Raw genomic sequence first — 25,170 nt, 5'->3', positions numbered from 1 at the left:
CTCTCAGCCGGGCGGGAGTGCCCAGGACAGTGCGTCGCAGAGGCGGTCGCGCCAGTTCACCCAGGTGTGGCCGTCGTGCGACTCGACGTAGCGTACGTGCATTCCGGTGGATCGGAAGGCCGCCAGCATCGAGGGTTGCCGGACGATCAACGGCTCGAAGGCGCCGCAGCCGACGAACACCCGGTCGGCCACCCGGGTGGGCCGCCGGCGGTAGTCGTCGACGAACGCGACCACCGGGTCGAACGTCGGGCCGCCGCCGTGCGGGGCGCCGTCGGGGCGCGAGGACACGAACGAGCCGGACAGCAGCGCCAGCGACCCGTACGTGCCGGGGTAGCGGCGCGCCATCGACAGCGACGCGACCGCCCCGAAGCTGGAGCCGAGCAGGCACCGGGTCGACGGGTCGCCGGCGAGCGGGAAGTCGTTCTCCAGCAGCGGGAGCAGCTCGCGAGTGACGAACTCGGCGTGCTCGGCCGAGTCGGCGTACTCGTTCAGCCGGTCCTTCGGATGCAGGAACGCGACCACCGTCTCGGCCATCAGCCGGCGGTGGATCAGGTTGTCCAGCACCGTCCGCGCGGCGGCGTACCGGAGGAAGTCGCCGCCGTCGTGCACGATCAGGAGCCGGTAGTTCCCGGTCGGGCAGCAGCCGGCCGGCCGGTACAGCGTCACCGGGTAGTCGCGGGTCAGCGTGTCGCTGTGCACCACCAGGTCGTCGAGCTGACCGGGCGGCGCCTCGGGATCCGGCACCGTCCAGTCCGGAACGACGTAGTCGGGTCCGGAGCAGACCGACGAGCTGCCGACCGGGCTGTGCGCCAGCCTGGGGTTGAGCGGGTCGTTGTGACACTCGGTCCGGCCGGCCCGGCCCACCTCGATCTGGTACTCGACCCGCGAGTCCGTGGGCATCTCGACGATCACGTACCACAGGTCCGTGCCGGGCAGCCGGTGCATCGGCAGGCGGTCGGGCAGGTCGATGATCCGCTGGGCCAGGCGTACGGTGTCGGCCTCACCGCGGTAGAGAAACGTGCAGAACCTGCCCTCCGACACCGGCGCACCGTGCCGGGCCAGGAACCGGTCGACGGTGGTGCCGTCGACGTCGGTCTGCCTCCGCAGGCGGTTGATCGCGAGATCCGGGTCGCCCTCCGCGACGGCGCGGACGTTCACCCGGCGTGCACCTGGACGGTGCGGCCCACGTCGTCGAGGAGTTCCCGCAGCGTGTCGTAGTCCGGGTGGCGCATCCGGACGTACGCGTTCGCCCAGTAGCCGGCCTCGACCGGCTGGGTCGGTGTGCCGGGCGGCGGCAGGTGCGCGTCGATCACCCACTGGCCGGAGCGGGCCTGCACGTCGTCGACGCCGGAGTAGCCGGTGATATTGCCGTCGCGGTCCGGGCGCAGCGCGACGATCCCGGTGGCGAACTGTCGCGACGGACGGGTGGCGATGTGCCCGTGCACCACCGCGTTCGCCCACTCCCGGTAGATGTCGAGGTCGTTGCCCGCCGAGTAGAGGTCCCAGGCACCGACGCCGGGCGGCCGGCAGCCGATCTCGGAGAACCGCAGGCCCTTCGGCCCGAAGAACCATTCCATGTGGGTGGCGCTGGTCCCGATCCCCAGTGCCTCGTTGACGCGGGCGCCCATCTCCCGCAGTTCGGCGTAGTCCGACGACGGCGAGTCGACCCGGTTGGTGGAGACGAACTGGGGCGAGATCCATCGCGTACGCATCGCCTCCAGCACGTTCGGGTAGTAGTGCGAGACGAAGTCCAGGGCGGCGTGCCCGTCGATCGACACGGTGTCGTAGAAGCCCTCGTGGCCCTCGACGAACTCCTCGACCGCGATCGACGACACGTGCTGGCCGCCGAAGCGGCCGAGCGCCTCGTCGAGCTGCTCCCTGTTGTCGACCCGGATGGTGTCCTGCGCGCCGGCGCCGGTGCGCGGCTTGAGGATCAGCGGGTACCCGATCGCGTCGGCGAACTCGTGCACCTGCTCGGCGGTCGACGCGGCGGTCGACGCCGCCGTCGGCACCCCGGCGGAGCGCAGCACCTCCTTCATCGACGGCTTGTCGCGGCACAGCCAGGCCGTGCGCGCCGACGTGCCGGGGATCGTGCAGTTCTCCCGCACCTGGGCGGCCGCGAGGGTGTGCGCCTCGATGGTGGCCTCGAGCCGGTCGACCCAGACCTTGTCCTGTATCCACCGGACGGTGTCGGTCAGGGCGCCGACGTCGGTCACGTTCGGCACCTGGTGATAGTGCGTCATCCAGCTCTTGAGCTGGTCGTCGAGGGCATCGACGTGGCGCTCGCCGACGCCGATCACCGTCGCACCGACCTCCGCCAGGGCGCGGGCGAAGTGGCGCTGCGTCGGGGGGAACGCCGGCTCGATGAGGACGATGTTCACCATGCGGATGCTACCCGTGGCACCCGGTGGTCGCTCGCGGGCGAAAACCGTCGAGGACCGGTAGCGTCCAATCGTGGTTGTCGCTGCGTTCGTCGCACCGTTCCTGCTGGAGGCCACGACCCGGTTCGTGGCCACCGCCGCCGCGCTGCCCGGAGTCCGGCTCGCGGTCATCACCTCCGAGCCGGCCGAACGCCTGCCGCCCGTCCTCAAGGAACGCCTCGACGGCCACTGGCGGGTCGACGACGCGTTCGATCCGCGCCAGCTCGCCGAGGCGGTCACCGGCCTCGGCCGTCAGATGGGACGGGTGGAACGCCTGGTCGGCGCCCTGGAGCAGCTTCAGGTGCCGCTCGCACACGTGCGCGAGGCGCTGGGCATCGAGGGCATGGACGTGCGGACCGCGCTCAACGTACGGGACAAGGCCCGGATGAAGTCGGTGCTGCACGCGGCCGGTGTGCCGTGCGCCCGGCACCAGCTCGTGACGAACCCGGGCGAGGCGCTGAGCTTCGCGGACGCGGTCGGCTTCCCGCTGGTGGCCAAGCCGCCGGCCGGCGCGGGCGCGCAGGCGACGTACCGGCTGGACGACCCGGCCGCGCTGCGGAGCTGGCTCGCGGCGATCCCGCCCGGCCCGGACGCGCCCGGCCTGCTGGAGGAGTTCCTGGTCGGCGAGGAGCACACCTTCGACAGCATCACGATCGGCGGGCAGACGGTGTGGTCGTCGGTGTCCGACTATCTGCCACCGCCGCTGGAGGTGCTCCGCAACCCCTGGATCCAGTGGACGGTGCTGCTGCCGCGGGCGATGACCTCCCCCGCGTACGAGGGAATCTGGTCGGCCGGGCCGGCCGCGCTGCGCGCGCTCGGCGTCCGTGACGCACTCACCCACATGGAGTGGTTCCGCCGCCCTGACGGGTCGGTCGCGATCTCCGAGGTCGGTGCCCGGCCGCCCGGCGCCCAGATCACGTCGATGCTGGGTTATGTCCACAATGTGGATTTCTATCAGGTCTGGGCGGAGCTGGTGTTGCTCGGCCGGTTCGATCCGCCGGAGCGCAGCTTCGCCGCCGGCACCGCCTACCTTCGCGGCCAGGGCCGCGGCCGGGTGCGCGCCGTGCACGGCGCCGAGAAGCTGCAGGCCGAGCTCGGCCACCTCGTCGTGGAGGCCCGGCTGCCGCAGCCCGGCCAGCCGGCGTCGTCGAGCTACGAGGGCGAGGGGTACGTGATCGTCCGCGATCCGGACACGGGGGTGGTCCAGGAGGCGCTGCGCCGCATCGTCACCGGAATCCGCGTCGAACTGGTGGAGCAGGAATGAACGTCGTGATGCTGTCGCCCGGATATCCGGCCGAGATGGCCTACTTCACCCGGGCGCTGGCCGCGGTCGGCGCGACCGTGATCGGCGTCGGTGATCAGCCGCCGTCCGAGCTGCCGGCGGCGGCCCGGGACGCCCTCGCACACTACGAGCACGTGTCGCTCGCCGACGACGACGCGGTGCTGGCGGCCCTGCACGGTCTCGCCCGGAACGCGCGGATCGAGCAGGTGGAGTGCCTCTGGGAGCCGTACATGGTGCTCGCCGCGCGGATCCGGGAGTCGTTCGGCCTGCCCGGCCTGACGGTCGCGCAGACCGTGCCGTTCCGGGACAAGGAACGCATGAAGCAGGCGATCGACGCCGCCGGCATCCGCACACCCCGGCACGCCGCCGCGACGAGCGTGCACGGGGTGTGGGAGGCCGCCGAGCGCATCGGCTACCCGATGATCGTCAAGCCGATCGCCGGCGCCGGCTCGGCGGACACCTACCGGATCGACGGCCCCGAGGAGCTGTCCACCGTGCTGCCGCTGCTGCGGCACGTCGCCGAGGTCAGCGTCGAGGAGTTCATCGACGGCGAGGAATTCACGTACGACACCATCTGCGCGAACGGCAGCGTGCTCTTCGAGAACATGCTGTGGTACCGCCCCCGCCCGTTGCAGATGAAGCAGCACGAGTGGATCAGCCCGGTGTCCATCTCGCTGCGCGACCTGGAGGTCCCGGACCTGCGGGCGGGGCGGGAGATGGGCGCGGCGGTCATCGCGGCGCTGGGCTTCACCACCGGCTTCACCCACATGGAGTGGTACCGCAAGGACGACGGCGAGGCCGTCTTCGGCGAGATCGGGGCGCGGGTGGCCGGCGCCCGGGTCGCCGACCTGATGAACTACGCGACCGCCGGCGACGTCTACGTCGCGTGGGCCGAGGCGGTCGTGCACGGCCGGCTCTCCCGGCCGCTGGAACGCCGGTACAACGCCGGCGCGGTCTTCAAACGGGCCCGGGGCGCCGGCGCGATCACCCGCGTGGAGGGCCTGGAGAAGCTGCTCACCGAGTACGGCGACGCGGTGGCGATGATCGATCTGCTGCCCGTCGGCGCGCAGCGGCGGGACTGGCAGGCCACCGTGACCAGCGACGGCACGGTCATCGTGCGGCACACCGAGCTGCAACCGGTGATCGAGATGACCGAGCGGTTCGCCGCCGACCTGCAGCTGTACGCCGGCTGATGCCGGATCTCCGCGCCGCGGTCGCACGGGTGCTGCCCGGCATCCGCGCCGACCTGGAGTCGCTGGTGCGCATCCGGTCCGTCTCGGCCGACCCCACGATGTCCGCCGCGATGGACGCGAGCGCGCGGGCCGTGTCCGGGTTGCTTGCCTCGGCCGGCCTGGACGTCGACGTGGTCCGGGCCGAGGGCGGGCAGCCGGCCGTGATCGGCCGCCGACCCGCGCCGGCCGGAGCACCGACCGTGCTGCTCTACGCCCATCACGACGTCCAGCCGATCGGCGACCCGGCGGACTGGGACAGCGACCCGTTCGAGCCGGTGGAGCGCGGCGGCCGGCTGTTCGGCCGGGGCGCGGCCGACGACAAGGCCGGCATCGCGCTGCACCTGGCCGCGCTGCGCGCGCTCGGCGACGACCTCCGCATCGGGGTGACCGTGCTCGTCGACGGCGAGGAGGAGATCGGCTCGCCGACCCTGCGCCGGATCCTCGACGATCACCGCGACCGGCTCGCCGCCGACGTCGTCGTGATCGCCGACTCGACGAACTGGCGGGTGGGCGTGCCGGCGCTGACCACCACGCTGCGCGGCGGCGTCGCGGCCGTGGTGGAGGTGCGGACGCTGCGGCACGCGGTCCACAACGGCGTATACGGCGGCCCGGTGCCGGACGCGCTGACCACCCTCGTGCGGCTGCTCGCCACGCTGCACGACGGGCGCGGCGACGTGGCCGTCGCCGGCCTGCACCGGGGTACGGCGGACCCGCTCGACCTGACCGACGAGCGGCTGCGGTCCGACGCGGGCCTGGTCGACGGCGTACGCCTGATCGGCACCGGAGCCCTGACCTCCCGCCTGTGGGCCGGCCCCGCGATCTCGATCGTCGGCATCGACGCGCCGGCCGTGGACTCCGCCGCGCTGACGCTGGTCCCGGTCGCCCGCGCCAAGGTCTCGCTGCGCACCGCACCCGGCGACGACGGCCCGGCGGCGCGCGCCGCCCTGGTCACGCACCTGCGCGCGCACGCGCCCTGGGGCGCAACGGTCACCGTGTCCGCGGGAGCCGCGGTCGAGTCGTTCGCCGCCCGCACCGACGGCCCGGCCTACGCGGCGGCGCGGGCGGCGCTCACCGAAGCGTGGGAGGTGCCCGCGGTCGAGATCGGCGTCGGTGGTTCGATCTCGTTCGTCACGACGATGGCCGAGGCGTTCCCGGCCGCCGAGATCCTCATCACCGGCGTCGAGGATCCCGACACCCGGGCGCACGGCGCCAACGAGAGCCTGCACCTGGCCGACTTCGAACGCGCCTGCCTCGCCGAGGCGCTGCTCCTGACCTTCATTCAGCAGAACCGCGGCAGGTGGTGAGCGAACTCCCGCCTCCACCACGGCCAGTCGTGCGCCACGTCGTGACCCCACACGTCCAGCTCGTGCGGGATGCCCTTTGCGGCCAGCACCGCGGCGAACGCGCGGGTGCTCTCCAGCGTGCCGGTGGTGTCCTCCCACATGCCCTGTCCGCAGACCAGGGTCAGGGACACCGTCGACCGCAGCCAGTCCAGGTGGTCGCCGTCCATGTTCGGCACGTAGTCCATCGGGTTGTTGAAGTACGCCGCCTCGCCCCGCTCACCCCAGCCGCTCCAGCGACTCGGGTCGTAGTTGCCGGACAGGCACAGGGCCCGCGACGCCAGGTGGCCGTGCTTGAGGGTGAAGTTGGCCGCGTGAAAGGCGCCCATGCTGCACCCGGTGGTCAGGACGTCGACCGGCCCGCCGCAGTCGCCGTGTATCCACGGCACCACCTGGTCGAGCAGCCACGACTCGTACGCGTTGTGCCGTCGCGCCCGCTCCTCTATCGGTGCTCCCTTGTTCGACCAGGACTGCGAGTCGATGCTGTCCACGCAGTACACCTTCGCCCGCCCGGCGTCGATCAGATCGGCGACCGCGTCGACCATGCCCCACGACTCGAAGTCGTGCGCCCCGCCCGCCTCGGCCGGGAACACCAGCACCGGCCGCCCCCAGTGCCCGTACGCGATCACCGTCCCGGCGGCTCCGATTGCCGGCGAGTGCAGGTGCTCGACACGCCGATTCACGACCCGACTCCCGTGTCCACGTCCCTAGTCTCCGACAGGTCGCGCGGATCTGCTCGGCCGCCTCGTTTCGCCCGCCCGGGCGGGCGCCGACGGCCGGCCTGATCGTTGGCCGTCGTGGCGTAGTCACCGTGCTGCCCGGTAGCAGGTCAGCGCACCTCGCCCATGAGCCGCTGGAGGGGGCGGCTGATCAGCCACAGGAGCACGCCGATCGCGATCGCGAGGATGCCGAGCACGCCGAAGTAGACGACCTCGTCATCGGCGCTGTAGTAGCCGGCCAGCGTGCCCGACATGGCGGTGCCCAGGGCGACGGAGAGGAAGAACAGCGCGACCATCTGGGTGCGGAAGGCCGCCGGGGCCAGCTTCGTCGACAGCGACAGCCCGACCGGTGACAGCAGGAGCTCGGCGATCGTGAAGACGAGGATGATGCCGACGAGTCCCAGCAGCGGGACGCCGTTGGCGCCGGTGCCCGCGAACGGCAGGAACAGCAGAAACGCGACACCCATGATGATCGTTCCGGCGGCGAACTTGACCGGTGTCGACGGCTGGCGGTCGCCGAGGCGCATCCAGAGCGCGGCGAAGACTCCGGACAGGATGATGACGAAGACCGGATTGATCGACTGCACCCAGGAGACCGGCATGGTCCAGCCGAACACTTCGCGGTCCAGGCGCGTGTCGGAGTAGATCGTGACCACGGTGAACTGTTGCTGATACAGCGACCAGAAGGCGGCGCTGGCGATGAACATGGGTATGAAGGCGAGGACCCGGCGGCGCTCGGTGCCGTCGACCCGACGGCTGGACAGAATCACGGCGAAGTAGGCGAGCGCCGTGAGGATGCTCAGTACGACGACGATGGTGGAGAGCCGGTCGGGGCGCAGCAGGCCGGCCAGCGCGAAGATGCCGACCAGGACGATCGCGGCGACCGCGATCAGGGCGACCAGGGGCCGGCGGTTGCGGGGGAGCGGATTGGGAACCGCGCGCGCCGCGCCGGTCAGTGCCCGCCGGCCGATCGCGTACTGGATCAGTCCGATCGCCATACCGATCGCCGCCGCGGCGAAGCCGTAGTGGAAGCCGAGTTCCTCCTGAAGCAGGCCGGTGAGCAGCGGGCCCAGCAGGGCACCCAGGTTGATGCCGAGGTAGAAGATCGAGAAGCCGGCGTCGCGCCGCTGGTCGCCGGGTGCGTAGAGGGTGCCGACGATCGCGGTGGCGGTGGACTTGACGCCGCCGCTGCCGAGCGCGATGAGGATGAGCCCGATGGTGACGCCGGCCAGCTGGGGAATCACGGCGAGTGCGACATGCCCGCACATGACCAGAATCGCGCTGCCGAACAGGACACGCTCCGGCCCGAACAGCCGGTCGGCCAGCCACGCCCCGATCACCGTGGCGAGGTACACGGACCCGCCGTACGCGCCGACGATGCTGGTCGCGGCGTGCTGATCGATGCCGAGGCCACCCTGGTCGGCCTCGTAGTACAGGTACAACAGCAGGATTCCCTGCATGCCGTAGAACGAGAACCGCTCCCACAGCTCGACCCCGAACACGTTGGCGAGCACCCGCGGCTGCCCGAAGAAGGTCGGCTCTCGCGTCCGCGTCATGGTCATCATTGAAGGCGATCGCGCCGCGTCGCGCCGCGAAACCCTGACATCGGGCCTCAGCCGATCACCTTGCCGCCGGGGAGGGAGCTAGCGTCGTCGGTGCGCCATCCACTGCCAGATGTGGGTTCCGCCGACGCTCGGATCGTTGCGGGCGACGTAGATCCATGACCAGTGTCCGGGGAACTGATGGCCGTTCCAGACGACGTGGTCGTACAGCGTCAACAGTGAGCCGGGGATGAGGTCGTGCGCGTGCACGGCGTTGGGCTCCGGCGGGACCGTGGTGTCGTCGCGGGAGGCGACGAGCCAGGTCGGCGTCTCGATGCTCCGCAGCTCGGCGTCGGTGATCATGGGCGGGCCGCCCGGGGTCCGGGGCGCGACGACAGGGCAGATCGACACGGACGCGGCGAACAGGCGGGGATATGTCGTGGTCATCTTCAGGCTCATGTAGCCGCCGTTGCTGGCGCCGGTCACGTAGATCCGGTCACGGTCGATGCGGTGCCGGCGTACGAGATCGCTGACGATCTCGAGGATGAGCGGGGCGAATCGGGGGCCGTCCTCCAGCCAGAACGAGGTGCTCTGCGGCGCGACGACGTAGGCGCCGGAGAAGATTCGTTGCGCCTGCGGGGTGGCGAAGCCGAGCGCACCGCGGTTGGCGCGCAGCGTGGTCTCGTTGTCGTAGTAGTTGTCCGGCAGCGAGGCGCCCTCACCCCCGCCGTGCAGCCAGACGACGAGGGGCCGCCGGCCCCGGGCGTCGTGGCCGGGCGTGAACAGCCGGTACTTCATGCCCGAGCCGGAGGTGTGGTAGCTGAACGCGTCCACCTCGGGGTCCGACAGCCGGCCCTGCGCGAAGCTCGAGATGGTGATCGAGCCGCCGCCGCGCAAGGCGATCGGGGCGGTCTGCGTGACGGTGTAGACCAGGTCGAGCTGCACGTTGCGGCTCCGGCTGACGACGTAGCCCAGGGTGTTGCTGCCGGCCTGGCCCTCGCCGTGGCTCAGCTCGAGCACGACGTTGCCACGGCGATCGAGCCGGACGGCGGTCACCGTGCGGTCGAGGTCGTAACCGACCTGGTCGCCGGGGGCCAGAGCGATCGGGCTGGTCGCCGTGGCGTGCACGCGGAAGGTATCGGTCGTCAGGCCGGCCGCATCGATCCGGCCCAGCCGGGCGGTGAAAATGGTGATCGAGGTTATCTGCTCGCCACCGTCCAGAACCTCCGCGTCCAGTCGGAATCCCACCCGAGTGGACGCGGAGGCATCGGCGGCGGCGCCGGGCAACGACAGGCCGGCGGCGGTGCTCGCCCCGGCGATCAGAAGGGTACGACGGCTGACGGAGTTAGCCATGCGGACTCCTTGATTCGGCCCCGTTCACATCGATCGCAGCGAATCCGGTCTATCACAGTCCAGGAGGAACCGCGCGCCGGGCGGGTCCGGGACGGAGCCCGCCCGGCGCCTCGAAACGGGATCAGCCGTTGTAGGCGGCGAAGATGCGGCTGAACTCGTACGGCTGCTGTGGGATGTTCGTGCACATGTACAGCGCGCCGGTGCAGGCGTTCTTGTCCCGGCCGAGCTCCCAGAAGCTCAGCATGCCGAGGTGCCGGCCCTGCGCGAAGGCGACCAGCTGGCGTGCGTCCGCCTGGTCGTAGACGCGGCCGTCGTCGTTCACGCCCAGCATCGGCGTCACGCCGACCATCTTCCAGACCTGTGCATCGGTACGGCCGGGGTACAGCGACTTCAGCTGGTTGAACGTCGCGTTAGCGGCGTCGACGGCGAAGTTGCCGTAGTCGCCGTTGCGGTAGTAGTCCATCGCCATGACGTTGACCAGGTCGACGGCGACGCCGGCGTCGCGTGCCGAGCGGATCACGTTCAGGCCGTCCGCGGTCAGGCCCTCGGGCAGCACCGGCAGGGTGAACGACACCCGCAGGCCGGGGTTGGCCCGTTGCAGGGCGGCCAGCGCCTGCGAGCGCCGGGCCACCGAGGCGGGTTCGGCGGTCGCGCTGCCCTCGATGTCCAGGTCGATGTACTTCAGCTGGTACGCGGTGACCACGGCCTGGTACTCGGCCTGGAGCGCGGCCACGCTGGTGCACGCCTGCGCCAGCTCGATGCCGGTCGCGCCGCCGAACGAGATCTTCACGTCGCCGCCGCGGGCGCGGACCGCGTCGATCTGGTCGCGGGCCCAGCCCTGCCGCGGGTCGTACGCGTTGAACCACATGGCCTTGCAGGCGGACGCCGTGATGAACGCCAGCGTCACGTGCTTGAGGTTCCCGCTGGTCACCATCGTGGGCAGGCTCGGCGACGGCCACGCGCCCATGTCGACGTACGGGGCATGCGGCAGCCCGGCCGTCGTCGGCGGCGGCGGCGAGGTGGGCGGGGTCGTCGGCGGGGTGGTCGGCGGGGTGGTGGTGTCGCAGGCGCCGAGGTCCTCCCAGAGGGAGGCCGCGGCGACGGGATTCCAGCCGGCGCCCACCGGCGGGGTGTGCGCCACCCGGGCCCGGTAGAGGCGCCCGGCGTAGGTCACCTGGGCGCCGGCGGCGTAGCTGGTGCCCTCGGCCCAGGCGGGGGCCGCGCAGGCCACCATGATCGCGCCGGTCGGCGCGGCGAGGACGGCGGGGGACGTCACGACTCCCGCGGCGATGGTCAGGGCGGCGGCGGCCAGTGCCGCCCAGCGGTACGAATGCCTCATCGCATCTCCTTGCTCGAAAATTAAATCGAGCGTGATGGATGTTACGTCAACTGTCAACACTCCTAATAGTTATTGCCGTCGAGCGCGTACCAGGAGAACGACGCCGACGACCAGGAGCCAGACGTACCAGATGGTGTAGGTCAGGGTTCCGATCGTGGCGACGGCGCCGACATGTGAACCGGTGAAGCCGCTCGCCGCGGTGAACGGCAGCCAGACCGCGGCGAGCGCGGCGCCGGCCATGCCGAGCCATCGCGGCAGGAACGTGGAGCGCGCGAGCAGGACGCCGATGCCGACGGCCCAGATGCCCTGGAGCAGCCAGCCGAGGTGCTCGCCGACGGCGCCGCCCGCGTACGCGTTGATGAGGTCGTAGGACGCGCCGACGGCGGCGCGTTCCGCGGAGCCCGGCGCCGCGGCGAGGTAGGCGTCGGCGAGCCGCGGTACGGCCAGCGGCCAGCGCACCCAGCCGAGGGTCTGTGCCAGCGCGCCGGCCACGCCGAACGCCGTGAGCGACCGGACCGCGATCGAGGCGGGGCCGAGCGCGGCCGAGAAGGCGATCGCCACCGGTATCAGCACCAGGCTGCTCAGCAGGTTGAGATAGAAGCCGAGCCTGATCGCGGTGGCGTGCGCGGCGAACGCGGGAAGCGCGTCGGCGGCACCGTGGTCGAGGCTGGCGGGCCAGTCGAAGGCGTCGCCCAGGATCGTGCTGCCCGCGGCGGCGAGCACCCCGGCGGCGACCAGCAACAGGCCGGTGACGGGCATTCGGCGGGCGGTGTCGACAGCTTGCATGTTCTCTCCTTGAGAGCGGTGTTCACGTCGAGAACAGTGTTCTCGAAAACTCCCGAACCGTCAAGAGCAGTGCTCTCGTTGTGTACGGTGTTCTGCATGACGGGCAAGGGGCTGCGCGAACGCCGGAGAGAGGAGCTGCTCGGCGATCTGCGCGCCATCGCGCAGCGGCACCTCACCGAGAACGGCGCGGCCGCCCTGTCGCTGCGGGCCGTGGCGCGCGAGGCGGGCATCGCCGTCTCGGCCCTCTACCGCTACTTCCCCGACCGCGACGGGCTGCTCACCGACCTGCTCGTACGCGCCTTCGACCAGCAGGCCGACGCGGTGGAGCAGGCCGGGGCCGCGGCGGCCGGCCCCGCCGTCGCGCTGACGGACGGGCTACACGCGTACCGACGCTGGTCGGTGGCGCATCCGGCCGAGTTCGGGCTGGCATACGGCACGCCGGTGCCGGGCTACCGCGCGCCCGGCGAGCAGACCATCCGTGCCGGTGCCCGGGTCGGCGACTTCCTGCACCACCTGCTCGTCACGGCGTACGACCAGGATCTGGTCGATCGCGCGGCGGTGGCACGACGGGAGGCGCGGCTGCGGCCGGAGACGGTCGAGCAGCTGACCGTGCTGCGCCGGCGGCGCGGGTACGGCGGGCCGGTCGCGTTGACGGCGCTGGCGATGGACACGTTCGTGACGGTGCACGGCTTCGTCGCCATGGAGGTCTTCGGCCAACTGCGCCCGGTCACGCCGGACGCCGCCGGGTATTTCGACGAGATCGTCGAGGCTCAGCTGCGCGCCATCGGCCTGACCGGGGCAGCGGCGACGCCGGTCGAGCCCTAGTGTCAACGATCTCGGAGTATCCAAGGAGGACACCGTGACCGTCGACACCCGGACCAGCGTCGGGCCGCTGGGCTACTGGGCGGGCTGCTACCGCAGGTACGCCACGTTCACCGGCCGGGCGACCCGCGCCGAGTACTGGTGGTTCACCCTCATCAACGGGATCATCTTCGCCGCGCTGATCGGGCTCGGCATCCTCGTCGAGGACTCCGGCGAGAGCAGTCCCGCCCTCGGCCTGCTGATCCTGGTGTTCTTCGTCGCCGGGTTCCTGCCGACCCTGGCGGTCACCTGCCGGCGGCTGCACGACGCCGGCCTGAGCGGCTGGTGGCAGCTGCTCGGATTCATCCCGCTCGGCAGCTTCGTCGTTCTCATCATGACGGTCCTGGCCAGCGACGGCCCCAACCAGTACGACCCGGATCTGCTCTGACCCCGCGACGTGCCAGGGCGGGTCATGCCATCGGGGTGCGGCCGGTGAAGCCGGTGGCAAGCCGGATCCGGGCCTGCAGGGTGGTGCCGTTGCCGGGGTAGAGGAACACGTAACCGGTGGACGTCTGCACCGCGGCGAGGTCCGTGCGGCCGTCGCGGTTGAAGTCGCCGGCGCCGACGAGGTCGCGCATGCCGTTCCAGCCGCTGATGCCGATCTGCCGGCGGGCCGCGAACCCACCGGTCCGGCCCGGGTAGAGATACAGCGCACCGGTCGAGGTGAGGCGTGCGGCGAAGTCCTGGTAGCCGTCCGCGTTGAAGTCACCGACTCCGGCGAGTTCGCTCATGGTGTTCCAGCCGCCGGTGCCGACCACCACCCGCGGGCCGAGCGTCACTCCCGCGGCACCCGGATACAGGTAGAGCTTCCCGTCGCTGGTCTTCGCGGCGAGCAGGTCCGGGTAGCCGTCGCGGTTGAAGTCACCGATCGCGGTGAGCTCCCGCATGCCGTTCCAGCCGCCGATGCCGATCCGCTTGCGGGTGCCGAAGCCGGACCCGGTTCCGGGGTAGAACCACAGGTCGCCGGTCGCGCTCTCGCGCGCGACGACGTCCTCACGCCCGTCACGGTTCAGATCACCGATGCGGATGATCGCGCTCATCGCGGACCAGCCGCCGCTGAGCGTACGGGCGGCTGCGGTGTCCAGCAGGGTGCCGTTGCCGGGGTAGAGCACGAGGGCGCCGCCGCTCGTCGTGCGTGCCAGCAGGTCCGACCAGCCGCTGGCGTCGAAGTCGGCGAAACCGGTCCGCGGCAACGGTGCGACGTCGAGGTAGTCGTTGTCGATGTTGATCGTGACCCCGCCCCACGTCTCGTCGTGGTCACCGCGGTACTGCTTGATCCGCCGACGCGGTGACCAGTACCCGGCGGGCAGCGCGGCATCCGTCACGGTGGCGACCTGGTCCCAGCGGGCGAAGTCGAGATAGTCCGGTCGTACGTAACCCGCGCGGTTGTATGCGTTCACCTGGTCGGCCACGCCCGAGCTCATGCTGCTGTAAAAGCCGGACAGGTAGCCGTTGTCGTGCAACCGGGCCGTCCACGCGCTCATGAACGACAGCACGCCTTCGCGGCAGGCGGCGTCGTCGGTGCGGTACGCCTCCATGTCGTAGATCAGCACACTGTCGGCCGGCAGACCGAGGGACCGCGCCTGCGTCACCGCGTCCTCCGCGGTGGCCCGTCCCTGCGCGGCGGCCTGCGTGTCGTCGATGCGGTACCGCTTGTTCGACGTGGTGCAGGACGCCTGCGGCCCGACGTACAGGGGAATCAGGTGCCAGCCGGCGGCCTGCTGCTCGGCGACCCAGGCGGCGGTCAGATTCGGCTGGGCGCATCCCCGGTTGTTCCCGCCGAAGTAGACGCCGACGGCCCGGTAGGGCGAGGACAGCCAGGCCTGCATGGCGGCGCTCGACGGCGCGGTGCAGGCGTCGAAGCCGTACCCGGTGAAGCTGCCGGGCTGCGCGGAGGGCGCCGCGGCCGCCGCCGGCGCCGCCCATCCGGCGGAGGCCGTCACCAGAACCAGTACGGACGACACGGTCAGCAGGGCACGTCGGCCGGGGCGCACAACCATGGCGGGATCCCCCTCTGTGGATGTCTTACGAGCGCAGCAGCCGGCGATGGGTCTGACCAGGGGCCGAATGGCTCATCGTGTGCACCTTCCGGGCTGGATCACCAGCCGGTGCGCCCGCGGCAGCCGCGCCCACCACGGGCGCGGGGCCGCGGCGGCGAGGCGGTCGACGTCGATCACGGGCCGACGGGACGCTCGCCATCCCGTACGGGGAGGACGGTGATCTGCCCGGGTGTCTGCGTGTCAGGGACGCGCCGCGCGCAGGGTTCGCAGCCGCTGTTCGTAGTCGTCGGAGTCGATCTCGCCGCGCGCGAACCGTTCGGCGAGGACGTCCTCGGCCGCGGCGCTGCGTGCCCCGGTCGTGGTCGGTACCCGCAGGGACCGCGCCACGAGCACGATCGCCGCGATCAGCAGTGCCCACAGCGCCGACGTCGACAGCAACATCAGAACCCAGCCGTCGGCGCCCATGCCGTTTCCGTAGAACATCATGGCGCAGGTCCTCTCCGTCGTCCCGCCGCCGCACCCAGCTTGGCGCCGCGCCGTGGCGAGGGTCAGGGCCATTGGTCCTGAGTGCGGCATCCCGGGTCATCGGTCCCGTCGATGGGTGCCGGCCGGCCCTGCCTCGTCCCGTCGGTGGCCCCTAGCGTTCGAGGTGACCGACAAGGAGGTTCGTGATGAAGACCTGGCAGGTGGAGGACGTCATGACCACGGCAGTGGTCACCGTTTCGCAGAGTGCCGCGTACCGGGAGGTGGTGGACCTGCTCGTGGGTCACCGCTTCAGCGCGGTGCCGGTCGTCGACGACTTCCAGCGCGTGACCGGCGTGGTCTCCGAGGCGGACCTGCTCCGCAAGATCGAGTACGCCGGTGACGAGGAGCCGCGGCTGTTCGACGGCCGCCGCCGTCGTGGTGACCGGACCAAGGCCTCGGCGCGCACGGCGGCCGAGTTGATGAGCGCACCGCCTGTGGTGGTGCCCGCCGGCGCCTCGCTGGCCGCGGCGGCACGGCTCATGGACCGCGAGGCCGTCAAGCGGCTTCCGGTCGTCGACGACCTCGGCCGGCTGATCGGCATCGTCTCGCGAGGCGACCTGCTCAAGGTGCATCTGCGCCCCGACGACGAGATCCGTGCCGACGTGGAGTCGGGAGTGCTGCGTACGTCCCTCGTGGAGGACGCCGCGAAGGTGCGGGTCGCCGTGCGGGACGGTCTGGTGACCCTGACCGGCCGCGTCGACAGGTTCTCCACGAAGGCCATCGCCGACCGGCTGATCCGGCGGGTCCCGGGGGTGGTCGCCGTCGCCGACGAGCTCGAGTACGACTACGACGACCGCGACGTCCTCGGCACCGGACTGGCGTACGGCATCGCCTGACATGCGGGCGTGACCTCCGTCCTGTCCGGCCGGGACCAACGGCACTGCTCGCTTTCGTCACGCCCTGACAGTTTGAGGGGATACGAGGATCGGAGGCCCCGCCATGAACGCCGACGCCAACGCCGTCATCCGCGCCGAGGCGCGCGTGGCCCTCGAGTCGGCCGCCCGGTCCTCCCTGCGCGCGCCGTCGGTGTTCAACACCCAGCCGTGGAAGTGGCGCGTCGCCGGTGACGTCGCCGAGCTCTTCTCGGACTCGGCGCGCCGGCTCGGCGCGACCGACGCGGAGGGGCGCCTGCTGCTGCTCAGCTGCGGTGGCGCGCTGCATCACGCGCGCATCGCCCTGGCCGCACAGGGCTGGTGCGCGGAGGTCGACCGTCTGCCGGACGATCGGCGCCCGGACCTGCTGGCCCGGATCCGGGTGACCGGCCGTGGCGCGCCGGACCCGGTCGCCGCCGGGCTGGCGGCCTCGGTCAGCCGTCGGCGCACCGACCGCCGGGCCTTCGGTGAACGCCGGCCGTCGGACGACACGCTGGCCCGGCTGGGCCGACTGGTCGAGGCGGAGGGCGCCCGCCTGCACGAGGTGCCGGACGAGCGGGTGCCGACGCTGGCCATGCTGGTGGACCAGGCGGCCGACGTGGAGTACTTCGACCCGGCCTACCGCAGCGAGCTCACCCGGTGGACGCATCGGCCGGCGTGGACGGGCGACGGGGTGCCACCCGCCACCGCGGTGCAGAACAGCCTGCGGCGGGTGCCGGTGCGTAACCTGCTGCCGTCCGGATCGGCGGGGCTGCTCGCCGGCGCGGGCGACGACGAGGGCGCGGTGTACGCGATTCTGTACGGCGCCGGTGACCGCCCGCTGAACCTGCTGTGCGGCGGGGAGGCGATGTCGGCGCTGCTGCTGGGTGCGACCGCCGAGGGCCTCGCCACCGCGCCGATCAGCGAGGCCGTCGAGGTGGCCTGGCCGCGCCGGCTGCTGCGGCGGCTCCTGCCCGACACCGGCGAGCCCTTCCTGATCGTACGGCTCGGCTACGTCGACTCCGACGAGGTGCTGCCGGTGTCGCCGCGGCGGGCGGCACACGACGCCATCCAGGTCGAGGACTGACTCATGCCTCGGTGGGTATCCGGATGACGAAGGTGGTGCCCGGCCCGTCGTGGTCGCCGAACGTGATGCTGCCGTGGTGGCGCTCGATGATGGCGCGAGTGATGACCAGGCCGAGGCCGACGCCGGGGATGCGCCTGTCGGTGGCGGTGGAGGCGCGGTAGAAGCGGCGGAACATCTGGGGTCGCTCGGCCGGCGGGATGCCGATGCCGGTGTCGGAGACCGTCCAGCGGATCCAGCCGTCCTCGGCGGTCGCGCAGACCGTGACCGTCCCGCCGTGCGGGGTGTACTTGACGGCGTTGGTCAGCAGGTTGTCGGCGACCTGGCGTAATCGGTCGGGATCGGCACACAGCGGCAGACGGCCGGACGGAAGGTCCACGATGACGGTCAGGCGTTTCGCGGCGGCGTCCGGACGCACGGCGTCGACCGCGGCGCCGATGATGCCGCTCAGCTCGGTGTCGGTGAGCCGGATCGCGAGGTTCCCCGATTCGAGTCGGCTCAGGTCGAGCAGATCGTCGGCGAGAAGGGTGAGCCGGTTCGCGCTGCGGGAGATGGTGCCCAGGTATCCGCGCTGATCGTCGAGGGTGAGGGTGTCGAGGTCCTTGTCGAACATCTCGGCGGTGCTGGCGATGATCGCCAGAGGGTTGCGCAGCTCGTGGGTGACCAGGGCCAGGAACTCCTCCTTGGTGTGTGCGAGCTCGACGGCCAGTTCCTCGGCGCGGCGACGTTCCCAGTACTGCCCCATCTGGGCGGCGATGCCGGTGAGGAACACGGTAAGCGTGTCTTCGGGGTCCTCGGCGCGGTTGCCGTAGACACACAGCGCGCCGATCGCGTCGCTACCGACGCAGATCGGCACTCCTACGGCGACGTGCAGGCCGACGCGGGCGGCGGCGCGGCCGCAGCGCGGCAGGCTGGTGTCCTCGGCCAGGTCCGGGATCCACCGGGGTTGCCCAGTTGCGTAGACCTGCCCGGGTAGGCCGGCACCCGGCTCGACGGCGGGAATCTCGAATTCGCTCAGGTCGCGGGCGGGCGCGGTGTGCCGGGCGGCACAGGACAGCGATGACCGTGGCTCGGTGGCCAGCCAGACCTCGGCCATGGGCCAGCCCATCGTGGTGCCGAGGACCTGCACGACCCGTTCGACGGCTGATTCGCTGGAGTCGGCCTCGGCGAGACCGCGGGAGACGTCGGACTCCACGGCGGTGAAGCGGCTCGCGCGGTGCGCCGCGGTGATGTCGTGGCAGAAGGCGTGGAAGATCCGGCCCCTCGGCCCGGTGGTCGCGACGACCGTCATCTCGACCTGGAACTCGTGACCCTCGGCGTCCTGTACGGGCATCCGCAGCCGCCGTCCGAGTACCGTGCCGGGTTCACCGGCGGCGAGTTGAGCCAGTCCGGCGCGGTGCGAGTCGCGGTGCCGGTCGGGAAAGACGAGGTCTATGACCGGTTCACCGCATACCTGCGCGTGGGTGTAGCCGAACAACGCCTCGGCCGCGGGATTCCAGCCGACCACACGCCCGTCGGCGTCGACGGCGACGTAGGCCTCCAGCGCGGCGGCCAGCACCGCTTGCGGCTCGTCCAGCACGCTGTGGTCACAACTGACCGATGGCCCAGTGGACTTGTGCATCCCACTCTCCGCCTCGTGGCGCGGCCCGATAGGCGCAGTACCGCACCAGTATCGACCTTCCAGGCCGCACGCGACACGAAACCCAAACGTCCGAGGGAGGCTCTGCCTCCAACACCGCGTCGCGCGGCAGGCGACGCCATTATCGTCAGCAGGTAGGTGAGTGCGACCCACGGCGTACTGGAGTGACGACAGCGACGTGAGGGGAAGGAGAGCCACGATGAAGGCCTACGCCGAGGCTGACCTGGTGCGAGCGGCTGCCGCTGGTATCCGTGCGCCTTCGCTGTTCAACACTCAGCCGTGGCTGTTCCGGCTGGGTGGCGGCGCCATCGAGGTGCTCGCGGATCCGACCCGGCAGCTTGCCGTCGCCGACCGGGACGGCTGGGCGGTGCGGCTCGCCTGCGGCGCGGCGGTGTACAACGCGCGCCTCGCGCTGGCCGCCGCGGGAACCCCGGCCGAGGTCGAGCTGAGCCCCGGCCCGGCCGCACCGGACGTCGTCGCCCGGCTCACCCCCGGGCCCGAGCGGCCGCCGACGTACGCCGAGGCCGACCTGTGCGCCGCGATACCGCGCCGCTACAGCAACCGGGCGCCGTTCTGGCCGAACCCGGTGCCCGCCGACAGCCGGGCCCGGCTCAGGGAGGCGGCGCGGGACGAGGGCGCCTGGCTCGAAATGCTCGTCGGCATGACCGCGCTCAGCGGCTTCGCCGAGATCGCCCAGAGCGCCGACCGCGTGCTGCGCCGCGACGCCGGCTACCGGTCCGAGATGATGTCCTGGACGCACACCGACAGCGCCCCGGACGGTGTCCTGGTCACGGCGGGAGCTCCCGTTTCCGAACCACAGGACCTCCTGCCGCAGCGCGCCCACTCCGACCGCAGGCGGGCACCCGGCCGCGACTACGAGCCCGAACCGCTCATCGGCATCCTCGGTGTCACCGGTGACCTGCCGACCGACCAGATCGTCGCCGGCCAGGCCATGCAGAAGGTCCTGCTGACCGCGACGGACGAAGGCCTCGCCGCCTCGATGCTCTCCCAGCCGATCGAGGTACCGGCCGCCCGCGACCAGTTGCGCCGCTCGCTCGGCCGCTCGGGCGTACCGCAGCTCGCCCTGCGGTTCGGCTACGGCCAGCCGGGGCGCCCCGCACCACGCCGCGACGTCGCCGAGTTCCTCCTGCCGCCCAGGCCCTGAGCGCGGACGGGACGTCCCGGCCGGACGGGACCGTGGACCCTGTTCGATCCTGGCGTGCGGGGAGAGGCTGGTGGTGACGGCAGGAGGTGACGCGATGCGCGCGAAGGACATCATGAGCAGCCCCGTGTTCACCGTGGGGCAGGGCGCGTCGATCGAGAGTGCCGCCGAGCTGATGACCGCCAGGGCGGTCACGGCGCTGCCGGTGGTGGACACGGGTGGTGCCCTGGTCGGCATGGTCAGCGAGAGCGACCTGCTGTGGCACCGGGTCCCGTCGGATCCGACCGCTCAGCAGCGGCGCGGTCCGGAGACGGATCCGCAGCGCCGGCCGGGCGCGGTCGTCGAGGTCATGTCCCGCTCGCCGGTGGCCACCTGGCCGGGGGCCGACGTCGCCGAGGTCGCCGACCAGATGTTGCGGAACGACGTGCGCAGCATGCCCGTCGTGGACGATGGCCGGCTGGTCGGGATCATCAGCCGCCGCGACATCCTGCGCGCGATGGTGCGCGGCGACGACGTGCTGGCGGCGGAGGTGCAGCACCGGCTCGACGCGTACGCCGACGGGCGGTCCCGCTGGACGGCCACCGTCGAGGACGGCGTCGCCACGGTGGCCGGCGGGTTCGCCGACGAGACCGAGCGAACCGTCGTCGCGGTGCTGGCCCGGACCGTGCCGGGCGTCGCCGCCGCCCGCGTCGGCGAGGTCACGTCGTCGTGACGGGCGGAGCCCCGTGTCGTGGGAAGTCAGCCGACGGCCGCAGCGCGGCGGTCCGGGGGTGTGGGGACGCATTCGCGGGCGTAGAGGCGGACGAGGGCGGGCAATTCGTAGCGGATGCTGCGCGCGGTGACCGCCGGTTCGGGGGAGAGCAGGGCGCCGGTGTCCACCAGGGACTCCAGGCGGCGCCGGGCCTCGTCGGGCGGGCAGGACAGCGTCGTCGCCGCGTCCTGGAGGGTCAGGGACGGTGCCGGCAGGGTGGCCAGTTGGCTGACGTCGGTGCGGTGCGCCCGGGACATCCCGTACCAGCTGTCGGCGATGCGGGGGCGTACCGCGAGGTCGCCGGCCACCAGCTCGTCCAGGACCGTACGGGAGCTCGCCAGCCGTTCGGCGAAGTCGCGCAGCGGCAGCAGGCGCATCGCCGCCAGTTTCAGGCCGCCGATGCGGACCGCGAGCGGCAGCCGGCCGATGGCCGTGACGACCGCGTTCGCCGCGGACGGGTCCGCGGTGGTGCGGTCGCGGCCGATGATCTGGGAGAGCAGGTCCACCGCCTCGGCGCAGGTCAGGCTCGGCACGTCGATGCGGTGGGCGTCGGCCAGGCCGGCCATCCGGCGGCGTGAGGTGACCACGACGGTGGCGGGGCCGGCGCCGGGCACCAGCGGGCGGACGGCGGTCTCGTCCGGTGCGTCGTCGAGCATGAGCAGCACGCGGCGCTCGCCGAGCCAGGCGCGCCAGTGGAAGCTGTCCTGGTCGGGGTGGCCGGTCATCCGGTCGGTCAGGCCGGTCAGCGCGGCGAGCTCGGCGAGCAGGTCGACCGTGGCGCGGGGCGTGCCGTCCGGTTCGCGCATGCGCAGCAGGATGCGGCCGCCGGGGAAGTCGTGTTGCAGGGTGTGCGCGAGCCGGACCGCGAGGGTGGTCTTGCCGATGCCGGCCGGGCCGGTCACCACGATCACCTGCCGGGTGCTGTGCCGCACGACGTCGGTGATCTCGCCGAGCTGTTCGGCGCGGCCGACGAAGTCCGGCAGGTCGTTCGGGAGGGACTGCGGTGGCGGCGCGGCGGCCGGGCGGAGGTGCCCGCGCTGCTCGGCGAGGATCGAGCGATAGAGCTTCTCCAGGGCGGGTGTCGGCTGGAGCCCGTACGCCTCGGCGAGCTGCCGGCGTACGTCCTCGAAGACCTGGAGGGCCTCCGCCTGGCGGCCGCAGCGGAACAGCGCGGTCATCTGCGCCGCCCGCAGGCGCTCGCGCTGCGGGTGGCGTTCGGCGTGCTCGGTGAGCGCGTCGGCGACCGCGGCGCAGTTTCCGATCTCCAGTTCGGTCTCCGCCCACTCCTCGAGGACCTGGAGGTGCTGGCCCTCGAGCCGGCGGGCCTCGGCGGCGAGGGGGTGCGAGCGGTGCAGCCCGGCGAACGGGGTGCCCCGCCACAGGCGCAGCGCGTGCCGGAAGTGCTGGGCCGCGGGCAGCGCCGCGCCGCGTTGGCGTGCCTGGCGGCCGGCCCGGGCCAGCGCGCGGAACTGGAGCGAGTCGAGTTCGTCCGCGTCGACGTGCAGGCGGTAGCCGCCGGCCTCGTGCACCAGCCGTTCGGCCCGGTCGTCCAGGAGGCGGCGCAGATTGCTGATGTACACCTGCAGGTTCTTGCGGGCGGTGCGTGGCGCCGCGGCCTCGGTCCACACCCCCTCGCACAGGGTCTCGACCGGCACGAAGGTGTCCGGACGGGCGAGCAGCATGGCGAGGGTGAGCCGCTGCTTGAGCGGGCCGAGTTCGACCGGAGCGCTGTGTGCGACGGTGAGCGCCCCGAGCACGAGAAATCGCAGTTGTGTCACGCTCACCATGGTGGCGGTCGCGCTGGACGCCGCGCTGGAGCGCTCACTGGAGCGGGTCGGGTATCTCCGCGCGCAGCAGCCCGTAGATGAGCATGTCCTGCCAGACGCCGTGCCGGAACCGCACCTGGCGCAGCACTCCCTCGCGGCGGAAACCGATGCGTTCCAGCGCACGCTGCTCGGCGATGTTGTCGGCGTCGGTCTGCGCCTCCAGCCGGTTCGCGAGCGTGAACTGGAACAGGTAGGTGATCAGCATGCGCTGGGCGAGGGTGCCCCAGCCGTTGCCGCGGTGTTCCGGCAGCAGCGCACACCCGATCTCGTAGCAGCCGCCGATCGGGCCGCCCCGGGTCCGGGCCTCCCAGCTGACGATGCCGATGACGACGTCGTCCGGCCCGACGACCGCCAGGGCGGTGGAGTGTGTACCGACGTAGCCGTCGGTCTCCCAGCGCCGCTGACGGCCGCGGGCGTCGGTGAAGCCGGCCCATTCGAACGGGCCGAGCGCGTCGGGGTCGACGGTGAGCCGTCGCAGGAAAGGTTCATCGGCGTCGAGGAAGGGACGCAGCGAGATCTTGTCACTCATGGACACCTCGGGGGGAGACGCGAATCAGCGCGGTGCGCCGGCGGGTAGCGCAAGTGACAGGGCGAGGTCGCCGTCGAGGACCATCAGGCCGCGGCGGGCGTACTCGATGAGGGTCTGCTGGATCGCCTCGGCCGGTAGCCGGCCGTCCAGGCGCCGGTACGCGGCGTTCGCGGTCAGCGGCCGATCGCTGCACGCGGCGTACAGGTCGGCGACGGGCCCTTCGAAGGTGTAGGTGCCCTCGGCACCGGCGTGCCGTCCGTCGTAGATCTGCACGAAGCCCGGCGCCGCCCAGTAGCGCAGGACGGGCTTATGTCCGTCGGCGCCGGCGGCCTTCCAGTGCGCCGCGCCGGCGGCGACCGCCGCATAGGCGGTGTCGGGCAGCGCGTCGGGCAGGTCGTACTCGAAGAAGTAGGCGACCTTGCCCAGCTCCACCGAGGGCGGGTAGATGTAGCGGTAGCTGTGCTCCGGCACCTTGCCGGGTGAGCCGCGGTAGAGCGGGCTGAACCGCTCGAGCCAGAGGCGCCCGGTGCCGTTCGGGGCCTGGAGGTGTGTCAGGTGCGGCATCAGGGCCGCCTGCTCGGCGTAGTCCTGCTCGGTCTCGCCGGGGAAACCCCAGATGATGTTCCAGGACACGTCGATGCCGTAATACCGGGCCCAGCGCAGCAGGTTGATGTTCTGCGCGGCGCGGACGCCCTTGTTCATCAGCGCCAGCACGTGCGAGCTGAGCGACTCGATGCCGGGCTGGATGGCGGAGACGCCGGCGTGTGCCAGGGTGCGCACCTGGTCGCGGGTCAGGTTCGCCTTGACCTCGTAGAAGAGCTCGAAGCCGGTCTCCTGCTCGATGAACGCGGGGAAGAGCTGCTTCAGATAGGACATGTCGACGATGTTGTCGACCGCCTCGAAGCGGAAGGTGCGGTAGCGGCGGGCCTGTGCCACCAGCTCACCGGCGACGCGTTCGGCGGACTTGGCCCGGAACTGCATCGTGCCGCCGTTGAGGCCGCAGAACGTGCAGTGATGCTTGGCGCCCCACCAACAGCCGCGGGCGGACTCGAACGGCAGGCGTACCCGGGTGGGGCCGTCGGCGGGCAGCAGGCCGAGGCGCGCTGACCGGTCGAAGAACTCGTCGTAGTCGGGGTGCGGCGACTCGTCGAGGCGGGCCAGTGCGGCCTCCGGCGCGGTGGTGACGACCGCACCGTCCACGCGGCACGCGATGCCGGGAATGCCCGCCGGACCGGCGCCGGTCGCCAGGGCGTGCATCAGCCGCGGCAGGGCGACGTCGCCCTCGCCGACCACCGCCACGTCGACGCAGTCGACGGCGCGGATCCACTCCGGACCCATCTCGCCGTCGAAGTTCGCGCCGCCGAAGACGGTGACGATGTGCGGGAAGCGCTGCCTGAGCCGGCGGGCGAGGGCGAACGACGCCGTGTTCTGCTGGAAGGTGGAGCTGAATCCGACGACGCGGACCTGGTCCCAGTCGTAGCCGTCGACAAGCGCGTCGAGGTAGGCGGGTACGTCCTCGTCGCGCATCCGCAGCAGGGTTTCGCGGGGGAGCTCCGCGTCGCCCAGGTAGGCCAGGTCGTCGGCGAAGTCGTCGAACAGCCGGCCGTGGTGGTCGGGCGCCTGGTCGCCGAAGGCGGCGACGGAGAACAGCCAGTCGGCCACCATGCGGCTGCGCCGCTCGCCGAGGCGGTGATAACGCTCAAGGCCGAGACGAGCGGCGAAGTCGAGGTTGGCGTGCAGTGTGTGTGCCGGGAACCCGTGCTCGCGCAGGATCGCCGCGAGCAGCCCGAGCTGGATCGACGGCCGGTTGGCGTCCATGAACGGCATGGTGACCAGCACCGCGGGCCACTGTGCCCGCAACCGCGGATCGGCCTCGGGCCGCTGGGCCGCGGCCGCGTTCAGCAGGGGCAGAGAGTACGCCGGCACAGCG

The 25,170-nt window shown here is 71.9% G+C and carries 22 protein-coding genes; 9 read left to right on the top strand and 13 right to left on the bottom strand.

All coding sequences use genetic code 11. From position 1 onward, the window contains the following. Positions 1 to 3: 3 nt before the first annotated feature. On the bottom strand, positions 4 to 1,158 hold the full coding sequence (locus BJ971_RS26710; protein WP_184995949.1) for an alpha/beta hydrolase-fold protein: 1,155 nt from the start codon (positions 1,156 to 1,158) through the stop codon (positions 4 to 6). Then, a complete protein-coding gene (locus BJ971_RS26705) occupies positions 1,155 to 2,381 on the bottom strand; it encodes an ATP-grasp domain-containing protein (protein ID WP_184995948.1) in 1,227 nt (408 codons plus the stop codon). Before BJ971_RS26705 ends, BJ971_RS26710 begins: the two co-directional genes overlap by 4 nt. Positions 2,382 to 2,454: 73 nt before the next feature. On the opposite strand from BJ971_RS26705, the gene BJ971_RS26700 reads away from it, so the two are divergent. Genes BJ971_RS26700 through BJ971_RS26690 form a run of 3 tightly spaced genes read left to right on the top strand, consistent with a single transcriptional unit; the run spans position 2,455 to position 6,238 of the window. Continuing rightward, entirely contained in the window at positions 2,455 to 3,684 is a 1,230-nt protein-coding gene (locus BJ971_RS26700) for a hypothetical protein (RefSeq protein ID WP_184995947.1), read from the top strand. Continuing rightward, positions 3,681 to 4,895 carry an ATP-grasp domain-containing protein gene (locus BJ971_RS26695; RefSeq protein WP_184995946.1) on the top strand — a complete coding sequence of 405 codons (1,215 nt, stop codon included), beginning with the start codon at positions 3,681 to 3,683 and terminating at the stop codon, positions 4,893 to 4,895. The genes BJ971_RS26700 and BJ971_RS26695 overlap by 4 nt, the downstream gene beginning before the upstream one ends. After that, positions 4,895 to 6,238 carry a dipeptidase gene (locus BJ971_RS26690; RefSeq protein WP_184995945.1) on the top strand — a complete coding sequence of 448 codons (1,344 nt, stop codon included), beginning with the start codon at positions 4,895 to 4,897 and terminating at the stop codon, positions 6,236 to 6,238. The genes BJ971_RS26695 and BJ971_RS26690 overlap by 1 nt, the downstream gene beginning before the upstream one ends. Here the strand turns inward: BJ971_RS26690 and BJ971_RS26685 are convergent. The 5 genes from BJ971_RS26685 to BJ971_RS26665 form a co-directional block, all read right to left on the bottom strand. Beyond that, positions 6,214 to 6,957 carry an esterase family protein gene (locus BJ971_RS26685; protein ID WP_203709092.1) on the bottom strand — a complete coding sequence of 248 codons (744 nt, stop codon included), beginning with the start codon at positions 6,955 to 6,957 and terminating at the stop codon, positions 6,214 to 6,216. The genes BJ971_RS26690 and BJ971_RS26685 overlap by 25 nt on opposite strands. Positions 6,958 to 7,103: 146 nt before the next feature. Then, complete coding sequence (locus BJ971_RS26680) at positions 7,104 to 8,549, bottom strand: peptide MFS transporter (RefSeq protein ID WP_184995944.1); 1,446 nt, start codon at positions 8,547 to 8,549, stop codon at positions 7,104 to 7,106. Between the two features lie 87 nt (positions 8,550 to 8,636). Continuing rightward, positions 8,637 to 9,887, bottom strand: a complete 1,251-nt coding sequence (locus BJ971_RS26675) for a prolyl oligopeptidase family serine peptidase (RefSeq protein WP_184995943.1) — start codon at positions 9,885 to 9,887, stop codon at positions 8,637 to 8,639. Between the two features lie 121 nt (positions 9,888 to 10,008). Further along, positions 10,009 to 11,226 (bottom strand): carbohydrate-binding protein, encoded by a 1,218-nt coding sequence (locus BJ971_RS26670; RefSeq protein ID WP_203709094.1) that lies wholly within the window; start codon positions 11,224 to 11,226, stop codon positions 10,009 to 10,011. A gap of 69 nt (positions 11,227 to 11,295) precedes the next feature. Further along, positions 11,296 to 12,012, bottom strand: a complete 717-nt coding sequence (locus tag BJ971_RS26665) for a DUF4386 domain-containing protein (protein WP_184995942.1) — start codon at positions 12,010 to 12,012, stop codon at positions 11,296 to 11,298. Between the two features lie 96 nt (positions 12,013 to 12,108). Here BJ971_RS26665 and BJ971_RS26660 point away from each other — a divergent pair, with 96 nt between their 5' ends. Together BJ971_RS26660 and BJ971_RS26655 are read left to right on the top strand one after the other, a co-directional pair. Next, positions 12,109 to 12,837, top strand: a complete 729-nt coding sequence (locus tag BJ971_RS26660) for a TetR/AcrR family transcriptional regulator (RefSeq protein WP_184995941.1) — start codon at positions 12,109 to 12,111, stop codon at positions 12,835 to 12,837. Positions 12,838 to 12,871: 34 nt separating this feature from the next. After that, positions 12,872 to 13,261: a DUF805 domain-containing protein gene (locus BJ971_RS26655; RefSeq protein WP_184995940.1), complete on the top strand. Its 390-nt coding sequence runs from the start codon at positions 12,872 to 12,874 to the stop codon at positions 13,259 to 13,261. Between the two features lie 22 nt (positions 13,262 to 13,283). Here the strand turns inward: BJ971_RS26655 and BJ971_RS26650 are convergent, their stop codons facing one another. Together BJ971_RS26650 and BJ971_RS26645 are read right to left on the bottom strand one after the other, a co-directional pair. Then, complete coding sequence (locus tag BJ971_RS26650; RefSeq protein WP_184995939.1) at positions 13,284 to 14,873, bottom strand: glycoside hydrolase domain-containing protein; 1,590 nt, start codon at positions 14,871 to 14,873, stop codon at positions 13,284 to 13,286. 240 nt (positions 14,874 to 15,113) lie between these two features. Beyond that, on the bottom strand, positions 15,114 to 15,359 hold the full coding sequence (locus BJ971_RS26645; protein WP_184995938.1) for an SHOCT domain-containing protein: 246 nt from the start codon (positions 15,357 to 15,359) through the stop codon (positions 15,114 to 15,116). A 185-nt stretch (positions 15,360 to 15,544) separates the two neighbouring features. Here BJ971_RS26645 and BJ971_RS26640 point away from each other — a divergent pair, with 185 nt between their 5' ends. Beyond that, on the top strand, positions 15,545 to 16,234 hold the full coding sequence (locus BJ971_RS26640) for a CBS domain-containing protein (RefSeq protein ID WP_184995937.1): 690 nt from the start codon (positions 15,545 to 15,547) through the stop codon (positions 16,232 to 16,234). Positions 16,235 to 16,337: 103 nt separating this feature from the next. After that, complete coding sequence (locus BJ971_RS26635) at positions 16,338 to 17,336, top strand: Acg family FMN-binding oxidoreductase (protein WP_184995936.1); 999 nt, start codon at positions 16,338 to 16,340, stop codon at positions 17,334 to 17,336. 1 nt (position 17,337) lies between these two features. Here the strand turns inward: BJ971_RS26635 and BJ971_RS26630 are convergent, their stop codons facing one another. Further along, positions 17,338 to 18,954, bottom strand: coding sequence for a sensor histidine kinase (locus BJ971_RS26630; protein ID WP_184995935.1), 1,617 nt, complete (start codon positions 18,952 to 18,954; stop codon positions 17,338 to 17,340). Between the two features lie 217 nt (positions 18,955 to 19,171). Between BJ971_RS26630 and BJ971_RS26625 the strand changes: the two genes are divergently transcribed. Together BJ971_RS26625 and BJ971_RS26620 are read left to right on the top strand one after the other, a co-directional pair. Continuing rightward, positions 19,172 to 20,137: an Acg family FMN-binding oxidoreductase gene (locus BJ971_RS26625; protein WP_184995934.1), complete on the top strand. Its 966-nt coding sequence runs from the start codon at positions 19,172 to 19,174 to the stop codon at positions 20,135 to 20,137. A gap of 94 nt (positions 20,138 to 20,231) precedes the next feature. Then, on the top strand, positions 20,232 to 20,846 hold the full coding sequence (locus BJ971_RS26620) for a CBS domain-containing protein (protein ID WP_184995933.1): 615 nt from the start codon (positions 20,232 to 20,234) through the stop codon (positions 20,844 to 20,846). A 26-nt stretch (positions 20,847 to 20,872) separates the two neighbouring features. On the opposite strand, the gene BJ971_RS26615 is transcribed toward BJ971_RS26620, so the two are convergent. Genes BJ971_RS26615 through BJ971_RS26605 form a run of 3 tightly spaced genes read right to left on the bottom strand, consistent with a single transcriptional unit; the run spans position 20,873 to position 25,166 of the window. Beyond that, positions 20,873 to 22,663 carry an AfsR/SARP family transcriptional regulator gene (locus BJ971_RS26615; protein WP_184995932.1) on the bottom strand — a complete coding sequence of 597 codons (1,791 nt, stop codon included), beginning with the start codon at positions 22,661 to 22,663 and terminating at the stop codon, positions 20,873 to 20,875. 43 nt (positions 22,664 to 22,706) lie between these two features. Then, the gene (locus BJ971_RS26610; RefSeq protein ID WP_203709095.1) at positions 22,707 to 23,240 is read right to left on the bottom strand and encodes a GNAT family N-acetyltransferase; all 534 of its coding nucleotides are present in this window, start codon (positions 23,238 to 23,240) and stop codon (positions 22,707 to 22,709) included. A gap of 24 nt (positions 23,241 to 23,264) precedes the next feature. After that, positions 23,265 to 25,166, bottom strand: coding sequence for a RiPP maturation radical SAM C-methyltransferase (locus BJ971_RS26605; RefSeq protein ID WP_239087144.1), 1,902 nt, complete (start codon positions 25,164 to 25,166; stop codon positions 23,265 to 23,267). Positions 25,167 to 25,170: the final 4 nt, after the last annotated feature.

Origin of the sequence: Amorphoplanes digitatis (assembly GCF_014205335.1) — a bacterium.
Classification (GTDB): Bacteria; Actinomycetota; Actinomycetes; order Mycobacteriales; family Micromonosporaceae; genus Actinoplanes; species Actinoplanes digitatus.
The sequence above is the reverse complement of the archived record's forward strand: the minus strand, read 5'-3'. Positions and strand labels throughout refer to the sequence as shown.